The sequence below is a fragment of the Niastella sp. OAS944 genome (genome assembly GCA_024809215.1).
Lineage (GTDB): Bacteria > Bacteroidota > Bacteroidia > Chitinophagales > Chitinophagaceae > Niastella.
This window is the reverse complement of sequence record JANUBW010000005.1, coordinates 499,731-509,222: the sequence shown is the minus strand read 5'-3', so window position 1 is coordinate 509,222 and position 9,492 is coordinate 499,731. Positions and strand designations below refer to the sequence as shown.

The 9,492-nt window shown below is 44.3% G+C and carries 6 protein-coding genes; all 6 read left to right on the top strand.

Annotated features, from left to right (window positions below):
- Positions 1-313: 313 nt before the first annotated feature.
- The 6 genes from GGD38_RS22755 (at position 314) to GGD38_RS22730 (ending at position 9,400) form a co-directional block, all read left to right on the top strand.
- Complete coding sequence (locus GGD38_RS22755; protein ID WP_375301507.1) at positions 314-4,360, top strand: response regulator; 4,047 nt, start codon at positions 314-316, stop codon at positions 4,358-4,360.
- 198 nt (positions 4,361-4,558) lie between these two features.
- Positions 4,559-5,371 carry a CheR family methyltransferase gene (locus tag GGD38_RS22750; RefSeq protein ID WP_375301506.1) on the top strand — a complete coding sequence of 271 codons (813 nt, stop codon included), beginning with the start codon at positions 4,559-4,561 and terminating at the stop codon, positions 5,369-5,371.
- Between the two features lie 14 nt (positions 5,372-5,385).
- Positions 5,386-5,958, top strand: a complete 573-nt coding sequence (locus GGD38_RS22745) for a chemotaxis protein CheB (protein WP_375301505.1) — start codon at positions 5,386-5,388, stop codon at positions 5,956-5,958.
- An 11-nt stretch (positions 5,959-5,969) separates the two neighbouring features.
- A complete protein-coding gene (locus tag GGD38_RS22740) occupies positions 5,970-7,469 on the top strand; it encodes an ATP-binding protein (protein ID WP_375301504.1) in 1,500 nt (499 codons plus the stop codon).
- Positions 7,466-7,921, top strand: coding sequence for a response regulator (locus GGD38_RS22735; RefSeq protein WP_375301503.1), 456 nt, complete (start codon positions 7,466-7,468; stop codon positions 7,919-7,921). Before GGD38_RS22740 ends, GGD38_RS22735 begins: the two co-directional genes overlap by 4 nt.
- 3 nt (positions 7,922-7,924) lie before the next feature.
- On the top strand, positions 7,925-9,400 hold the full coding sequence (locus GGD38_RS22730; protein WP_375301502.1) for an ATP-binding protein: 1,476 nt from the start codon (positions 7,925-7,927) through the stop codon (positions 9,398-9,400).
- The last annotated feature ends 92 nt before the right edge of the window (positions 9,401-9,492 follow it).

Sequence of the window (9,492 nt, the reverse complement as noted above, 5' to 3'; positions counted from 1 at the left end):
GGGGTTTATTCTGCATCAATTCTTAACTATCTTTGAACACAGATGCCGACTCTAATACTGTTACTTCCTATTTACACATAATATTTTACACTCTCTATAATTTCCGTAATTTCAACCAGTCCAAGAGGTTACAGGTCTCCGGCGTTTAAAGCTTCTGATTAGTACAACCGGATTTTAAGATTCCTGATTAGTAAATTGGCACATGGCCGGAAACACCATTACCGGCTTAAAAATTTAGCAGGTTACAGGTCTGTCGTAGCAACTATTAAATACATACAGCACTAACAGCATAGTGCTGTTCAATTGCATTGCTATGAAATTTATCCGCAACTTGTCAATCAGGAATAAATTACTGCTCGTTTCCCTCATTCCCCTGGCAGCACTGCTGTATTTTCTCGCAACAGATGTAGTTGATAAAATTACCAAAGAACGGAATATTCAACGGGTCCATAAAGACGTATTGGAAATAGAAAAGGTGAGTGACGTTATTCACAATTTAATGGCAGAGCGTGGTTATTCTATTGCATATGTTGGCAGCGGCGGACAAAGTGAAAAGTCTGAAATGCTTGTTCAACGGGCAGAAACCGATAAGTCTATTGCCGCCTTTAAACAGTTGCTTATTGAACAGAAAAAAAATAGTGAAATACCCCCACTGGCGGTATTGCCCGATGTAAGGAGCGGTATTAATCAGCTTACCATCTCCGTTGATACCCTGGCCCGCAGGTATGCCATTATGAATGTACTGTTACTCGATGACGCGAATATCACTTATCGTAGTGTACGCGACCCCGAGATCAGGAACCTTATTGAATCGCATTTGTTTCTGGTAAATGCGAAAGGCTATTTAGGACAGCTGCGAATGCACCTGCATCTTGCGCTTTTAAATAAAGAACTTAAACAAAGAGAATATGCCGAATTCGCCCGGCTGAGGGGCAAATTTGAGAACAACATTGATCGCTATTATAAAAATACCGGCCCTTCACAACTGGCTTCATTCAATGCCCTGCTTGCAACACCGGCCGTTGCCCTTACAAAAAAGCTGATCGATTCGGTATTCAAAAACCCCGACGTGGCTACCTATCTGCCTATTGATACCTGGCGCCTGAACGTTACGGAGTATTTGAACGGATTAAAAAAACAGGAATCGCAATCGATCTTTGAGATCCGCCAGCTGGTGGAGGAAAAACAGGCCGCCATTGCCAGGGCATTAACTGTTTCAATAGTTATTGTAGTAGTGGTTGTTGCGCTCATTTTAGTGTTATTGTATTTTGTAATTCGTGCCATTGTAGATCCCATTCGCGCCATGCAAAAAGCCGCCGATCGTATTGCCCTGGGCGAAACCGATCTGAACGTTCTCGTTGCATCTAAAGATGAAATAGGTCAACTGGCCGCTTCCTTTAACAAACTGATAGCGGCATCGAGAGAATATACCCTCGTGGCCGATACTATATCAGGCGGCGACTATACCTCAGATGTTACCATTCGTAGCGAAGCTGACCTTTTAGGAAAGTCTCTCGCCAACATGAAGCACAACCTGCGTAAACTGTCGGAAGAAAATGCCACTCGTACGTGGATGCTTATGGGCGCCAGTGAATTGAACGATATTTTACGGGGCGAAAAAACGATCCAGGACCTGGGCCAGCAGATCATTGGTATGCTAACGCCATACCTTAAAGCGCAGGTAGGCGCCATATACCTGGCCGAAAACAATAACCTGGAGCTGGTAAGCAGTTATGCGTTTTCGTACCGGAAAGGAAATACCAATCATATTAAGATAGGAGAAGGATTGGTTGGACAGGCCGCCATGGAAAAAAAGCATATCATATTTGCAAATGTCCCCGATGACTATATTAAAATAAATTCAGGTTTGGGCCAGGTATTGCCCAAAAACATCCTCGTATATCCTTTTATGTACGATAGCCATGTAAGCGGGGTAATAGAAATTGGTTCGGTGCACGAAATTTCCGATCTCGATATTCAGCTGTTAAAAATTGTTTCTGAAAGTATTGGCATCGCCTTTAATTCTGCCCAGTCAAGATCGAAGCTGAAAGAGTTGCTCGAAGAAACCCAGCGCCAGGGAGAAGAGCTGGTATCACAACAGGAAGAGTTAAGGCAAACCAATGAGGAGTTGAGTGAAAAGACCGGTATGCTCGAAAGATCGCAGACCGAATTAAGGGAGCAACAGGAAGAACTGCAGCAAACCAATGAAGAGCTGGAAGAAAAGGCCAACCTGCTGGAAGAGCAAAAAGAAAAGCTGGAGCTTGCCAAATTTGAAGTAGAATCAAAGGCAAAGGAGCTGGAGGCTACCAGCAAATACAAATCGGAATTTTTGGCCAATATGAGCCACGAGCTACGCACGCCGCTAAACAGTATTCTTATATTATCACAACTGCTTACCGAAAATAAAAATAAATCACTGTCGCAAAAAGATATTGAGTTTGCCACCAATATTCATAATTCAGGGAGCGACCTGTTGAACCTGATCAACGAGATCCTCGATCTGTCGAAGGTGGAAGCCGGAAGAATAGATATAGAAATAGAACCGGTGCAGGTTGGTGAGGTTACACACAGCCTGAAGCAAATGTTTACCGAGGTTGCGCGCAGCAAGAATATCAATTTCGAAATAGATTGTCATGATGAGCGGTTCCAGGCGCCCATATATACCGACCGGCAACGGTTGGAACAGATCCTGCGCAACCTGCTTTCAAATGCGTTCAAATTCACCGATCGCGATGGAAAAGTAACGGTTACAATGGATGTAAAGGCGCCGGATGTAAGTATTCGTAATGAAAAACTGCGCAGTCTTCCCCAAATGGCCATGTTTTCTGTATCAGATTCGGGTATAGGCATTCCCGCAGATAAGCAGGGTATTATTTTTGAAGCGTTTCAGCAGGCCGATGGCTCAACCAAGCGCAAATTTGGCGGTACCGGTTTGGGATTGTCTATAAGCCGGGAGCTGGCGGGGGCACTGGGTGGTGAAATTCACCTGCAAAGCGAAGAGGGAAAGGGCAGTACATTCAGCTTGTACCTGCCTTTGCAGTTCAATGAAGAAGGGGTAACCACAAAAGGCGAAAGGATCGTAGAAGTAATAAAACCTGAGAAGAAACAAGCCGACCCCGAAATTCCGGCACATGTGCCTACGCCGCATAAGGAAGCGAAAGACGACCGGTACCATATACATGCCAATGATAAAACCATTCTTATTATAGAAGATGATGAGCCGTTTGCAACAGTGTTGCTGGAGATTGCCCGGGAAAAAGGGTATAAAGGTATTATGGCGCACCAGGGAAATACAGGGCTTAGCCTGGCGCGTTATTACCGCCCCGACGCCATTATTCTCGATATGAAGCTGCCGGTGCTCGATGGCTCAGAAGTGTTACGGTTACTGAAGAACGACCCCGAGCTGCGGCATATTCCGGTACAGATCATGAGCGGGTACGATCGCCGCAAGGAAGGGCTGGAACTGGGCGCGTTCGATTTTATTCGAAAACCATTAACGCAGGAGGCCGTGAAGGGCGCGTTCGACCGCATTGAAGATTTTATGAGCCGTAAGCTTAAAAAGTTGCTGGTAGTGGAAGATAATAAACAGCAAAACCAGGCTATCCGGGAGCTTATTGGCAATGGCGATATAAAGTCTTTTTCGGCATTTACGGGTCAGGAAGCGTACAATATGCTTCAGGAGGAGAAGTTCGATTGTATTATCATTGACCTGGGCCTGCCCGATATGAGCGGTTTTGAACTGATGGAAAAAATAAAAGAGAGCGAGGAGCTGAACAGGATCCCGATCATTGTATATACCGGGCGTGATATGAATAAAGATGAAGCCCGGCAACTGGAAAAGCTGGCCAATACCGTGGTGTTGAAGACCTCCAATTCAAAGGAACGGCTGCTCGATGAAACGGCGTTGTTCCTGCACCGGGTTGAAGCAAAACTGCCCAAGGAAAAGCAACAGATCATAAGAAAGCTTCACCGTACCGAAGAAGTACTGAAAAGCAGAAAGGTGTTGATCGTAGATGATGATATGCGAAATATTTACTCGCTTACCAATGTGCTGGAAGAGGAAGGTATGAAATGTTATGTGGCCGAAAATGGCAAGGTAGCGCTTGATATGTTGAACAAGCATGCCGACATAGACATTGTATTGATGGATGTAATGATGCCTGAGATGGATGGCTACGAAGCAACCATGTGCATTCGTAAAATGGAAAAATATAATAAATTACCCATCATTGCGCTAACGGCAAAAGCCATGAAGGGCGACCGGGAAAAATGCCTTGAAGCAGGTATGAGCGATTATGTATCAAAACCGGTGAACATTGAACAGTTGCTGTCGCTGATGAGGGTATGGTTGTACCAGTAAAAATTCCAAATTCCAAATTCCAAATTCCAAGCTCCAAGCTCCAAAAAAATACAGAGAAAGCCATTGTTGTTTAAGATTTGGAACTTGAGATTTGTGTTTTATTCTTTGTGATTTCATTTTTTGGAACTTGAGATTTGAGATTCGGAATTTTTTTGGTTCTTGAATATTGTGATTTGGAATTTATTATTCGAGACATATATGATTGAAAATGGTGAATATCAACAATTCCTGGAGTCGGTAAGATTCGTATACGGGTACGATTTTACCGAATATGCAGAGGCGTCGGTGATTCGCAGAATTCGGAATTTCATGGAAACAAACAAGATCGGCAGTCTGAAAGACCTGGGACGCATGGTAATGAAAGACGAATCGGCGTTTGAGCATTTTGTACAGGAGATCACGGTGAACGTTACCGAAATGTTTCGCGACCCGCTTTTTTACAAAAGCCTGCGCAAAAACGTAGTGAACCGGCTGGCCACCTATCCCTTTATAAAAGTATGGATAGCGGGGTGTAGTACCGGCGAAGAAGTATACAGCATGGCCATTTTATTACGCGAGGAAGGGTTGCTGGAAAGAACGGTGATCTATGCCACTGATATCAATCAGGATGCGTTGCAAAAAGCGAAAGAGGGGATATCTTCCATCAGCAACATGAAGAGTTATACCGAGAATTATTTAAAAGCAGGTGGCAAAAATTCCTTTTCCGATTATTATAAAGCGAAATACAACTCAGTTCTTTGGGATAAATCATTGCGGCAGAATATTGTTTTTTCTGTGCATAACCTGGCTATGGATAAATCGTTCAACGAATTTCAGTTGATCCTGTGCCGCAATGTGCTTATCTATTTCAATCAAAGCCTTCAAAGCAAGGTGATCAGTTTGTTTTATGAAAGTTTATGCTCGTTTGGGTTTTTAAGTCTCGGTAATAAAGAATCATTATTGTTTGCTGATAAACAGAAGTGTTTTGAAGAAATAGATAAAAAAGAAAAAATATTTATGAAAATAAAATAGTCAGGCAACAGTACATGGAGTTAAGTAAAGCGTACGATGCGATCGTTATTGGAGCTTCCGCCGGTGGCTTATATGTTATGACACGTTTGCTGCAGCCATTACCGGCCGGCTTTCCATTGCCGGTAATTGTGGTGCAGCACCGGTCGAAAGATGAGCGTTCGCTGCTGGAAGAAGTGTTGCAACAAAAATGTGCAGTGCGTATTAAACAGGCCGATGAAAAGGAATTGATACAAAAGGGCACCGTGTATATTGCACCGCCCGATTATCATTTACTTATAGAGAACGACCGCAGTTTTTCATTGAGTTTTGACGCCCCGGTGAACTTTAGCCGTCCCTCGATAGATGTACTATTTGAATCGGCGGCAGATGTTTATAAAGAAAGATTATTGGGAATTATTTTAACCGGCGCCAACAGCGATGGGGCCGGGGGAATTAAACGAATAGCCATGCAGGGTGGAACAACCATTGGGCAGAATCCCGAAACGGCCGATTATCCTGAAATGCCAAAGGCGGCTATCAATACGGGCTACGTAAAGCATATTATGACACCCGATGAAATTAGCCGGTATTTATTGGCGCTTATTTAAAAATAATCAAGATGGTAAAAGAGGTGAAAGACCACATTTTGATCGTTGACGATAAAGTAAATAATATTTACGCCCTGGAGCAGATATTGGGTCAGCCAGATCGCAATCTCATAAGTGTAACAAGCGGCAATGAGGCGCTAAAGATTGCCCTGAACCAGGAGATAGACCTTATTATCCTCGATGTGCAAATGCCGGGTATGGATGGGTTTGAAGTGGCGCAGATCCTGAAATCGAATAAACGCACCAGCGAAACACCCATCATATTTGTGACCGCCGAATTGAAAGATCAGAAATTTGTACTGAAGGGGTTTGAAGAAGGCGCTATTGATTACCTGGCCAAACCACTAAACCCCGAGATCACCGAAGCCAAGGTATCGGTGCTTTTGCAGCTGCACCGGCAGCAGCGGGAACTGATGGAGAAGAACCAGGCATTGGAAAATTTTGCGCTGCTGATCAACAACTCGGCCGACCTTATTTGCATCATTAACAGCAAAACGTTTACGATAGAGGAAATGAATGATGCGGTATACGACCGGTTGGGTTTTACTGTCAATGAAGTTAAAGGTTCGTCCCTGTTGGATTATTTATCGGAACCAGGTCAGGAGAAAGTACGCTCATTGGCGAAAGAAAAACAGCCCACATTTTCTTTTGAAGCGCTGATGTACACTAAAAGCAACGAGCCCCGGTATTTCAGTTGGAACGTAGTGCATAAACACAACTCCTGGTTTGCCAATGGCCGCGATATTACCCGTCAGAAAAAGGCCGATTTTGAAATAAACCAGCTGAACAAGAACCTGGAAAGGAATGTTGCCCAGTTGCAGCTCACCAACAAAGAGCTGGAAGCATTTTCCTATTCGGTGTCGCACGATTTGCGGGCGCCCCTGCGCAGCATAAACGGTTATGCGCAAATGATCCAGGACGACCATGCGCATACCTTCAACGACGATGCTAAACGGATGTTGAATGTAATAAGGAACAATGCCAAAAAAATGGGCACCCTCATCGACGACCTGCTGGCATTTTCGCGAATGGGCCGTAAAGAGATCACCAGGGTGCCTATTGAGTTCAATAAACTGGTTGAGCCCATTATTGCCGAAATAAAACAGAATGCACCGCCCACAACGCAAATAAACCTGAAGCCATTGATAAATACGCAGGGCGATCCATCCCTGCTATCACAGGTGTATATAAACCTTATTTCAAACGCAGTGAAGTATTCTTCAAAAAAAGATAATGCAGAGGTTGAGATAGGGGCTGAAGAAAAAGACGATGAAATTGTGTATTATGTGAAAGATAACGGCGCTGGTTTCGATAATCAGTATGCGCATAAATTATTTGGCGTTTTTCAACGGTTGCATAGCAACGAAGAGTTTGAGGGAACGGGCGTGGGCCTGGCCATTGTGCAACGTATAATTGTAAAGCATGGCGGAAAAGTATGGGCCGAAGGAAAGCTGAATGAAGGCGCTTCGTTTTATTTTTCATTACCAAAAACCTATAATCCTCCAGTATGATTGATAACCTTAACCCCGCAAAAGTTGAAGTTTTATTATGTGAAGACAATGCCGATGATGCAGAGCTTACGATCCGCGCCCTGGCAAAAGAAGGGCTGGCCACCTCCCTGGTGCATGTAAAAGATGGGGAAGAGTTATTGCAATACGTATTTGGTACCGGCGCCTGGGCCGGTCGTAATGCAGCCGAACTGCCCCGCTTAATTATCGTTGACCTTAAAATGCCCAAGGTTGATGGGTTGGAAGTGATCAGAAAGCTGAAATCGGAAAAGCGTACCAGTATGATACCCGTTGTGCTGCTTACCTCATCGAAAGAAGAAAAGGACATTATGGAAAGTTACAGGCTTGGGGTAAACAGTTACATAGTAAAACCCGTAGAATTTGAGTTGTATATAAAGGCGGTAAGTACGATAGGCCTTTATTGGTTAATATTGAATCAACCCTATCAATCGTAAATTATGATGACTGAGCAAAGTATTAAATTACTGATCCTCGAACACGATGAAAGCGACCTCGAGTTGTTGCTATATCAATTAAAGAAAGGCGCCCTTGATTTTATTCCAACGATCGTTGAAACCAAAGATGAGTTTAGGGCTGCATTAACGGAAAGTAAATTCGATATTATATTGAGTGATTATTCATTGCCGGGTTTTGATGGGGTGAGTGCATTCAATATCAAACAGGAAGTTTGTCCCGATGTGCCGTTCATCATTGTATCGGGCACCATTGGGGAAGAAAATGCGGTGGAGCTTATAAAGAACGGCGTTACCGATTACGCCATTAAAGACAAGTTATTCACCGTTATTCCTAAAATAAAACGGGCTATAAAAGAGGCCAATGAGCGCAATGAAAAAATGATTGCCGAGGAGAAGCTGCGAAAGAGTGAGCGCCAGTTGACCGAAGCGCAGAAGATCTCAAAAATTGGCAGTTGGGAAATAGGGCAGAAGGGGGAACTGATAGCCTGTTCAGATGAGTTGTACCGCATATTGGACCTGCCGCTTAATGCGCCTTTGTCGTATGACATCTTTCTTGAATTTGTACATCCCGACGATAAGGGTATTGTTTTAAAAGCCCAGGACCAGGCTATTAATAACGGCATGGCCGATGTGGCGCTGTTTCGCATAATCAGTAAAAAAGGTACCGAAAAGCACATCGAGGGCCGGGGTTCGGTAAAGCAAAAAGGCAATACCATTAGTTTTATAGGTACCTGCCAGGATATTTCGGAGAAAATACAGGCCGAAAAACAACTGGTGCAATACTCGCTGCAGATTGCCAAAGAGAGGGAAGAGCACCAACGTATGCTGGTTAGGGCCTCCATCGAAAGCCAGGAGCGCGAAAGGCATGAGATAGGCCGCGAGCTGCATGATAACATCAACCAGATATTGGCCGTTACCAAGGCTTATATAGAGGCCAGCACCCAGGAGGAGGATATGCGCGATGAGTTGCTCGATCGCAGCATCAAGAACCTGCAAATGGCCATCAATGAGATCAGGAAGATCTCCAAATCGCTGGTGCCGCCGGTGATGGATAAGAACGGTCTTATTGACTCTGTTCAGGACCTTATAGAGAATATTCGCCTGGTGAACCCGTTTGCCATCAGCTTTAATTATGAAAAGGAACACCTTAGGAATGTAAGTTCGCAACAGCAGCTGGCCCTGTACCGCATTGTGCAGGAGCAGTTCAATAATATTATCAAACACGCCCAGGCCCACAACGTGAACATAGAGCTAATAGAAAAGAACAATTTTATTGACCTCAACATCCAGGATGATGGCAAGGGCTTTGATCCCAAGGAACGCCGCAAAGGGGTAGGGTTAAGCAACATCCTCAGCCGCATAGAGTTGTTTGATGGTAAGCTGGAAGTTATTAGTTCCAAGGGGCATGGGTGTACGTTAAAGGTGCATGTACCGAAAGTGAGTAAGGAACTGGCTTAGGAGGGGTTGGGTATTTTGGTTGCTTTGGGATTCTAAGAAGGAGTTGCAGGTTACAAGTTACAGGTTACAGGGCGCCGGTTACCGGTTTCCAG

What these genes read in the sequence shown, in the direction of transcription:
- GGD38_RS22755 (WP_375301507.1), top strand. Translation starts at nt 314, where the DNA reads ATGAAATTTATCCGCAACTTGTCAATCAGGAATAAATTACTGCTCGTT.
- GGD38_RS22750 (WP_375301506.1), top strand. Translation starts at nt 4,559, where the DNA reads ATGATTGAAAATGGTGAATATCAACAATTCCTGGAGTCGGTAAGATTC.
- GGD38_RS22745 (WP_375301505.1), top strand. Translation starts at nt 5,386, where the DNA reads ATGGAGTTAAGTAAAGCGTACGATGCGATCGTTATTGGAGCTTCCGCC.
- GGD38_RS22740 (WP_375301504.1), top strand. Translation starts at nt 5,970, where the DNA reads ATGGTAAAAGAGGTGAAAGACCACATTTTGATCGTTGACGATAAAGTA.
- GGD38_RS22735 (WP_375301503.1), top strand. Translation starts at nt 7,466, where the DNA reads ATGATTGATAACCTTAACCCCGCAAAAGTTGAAGTTTTATTATGTGAA.
- GGD38_RS22730 (WP_375301502.1), top strand. Translation starts at nt 7,925, where the DNA reads ATGATGACTGAGCAAAGTATTAAATTACTGATCCTCGAACACGATGAA.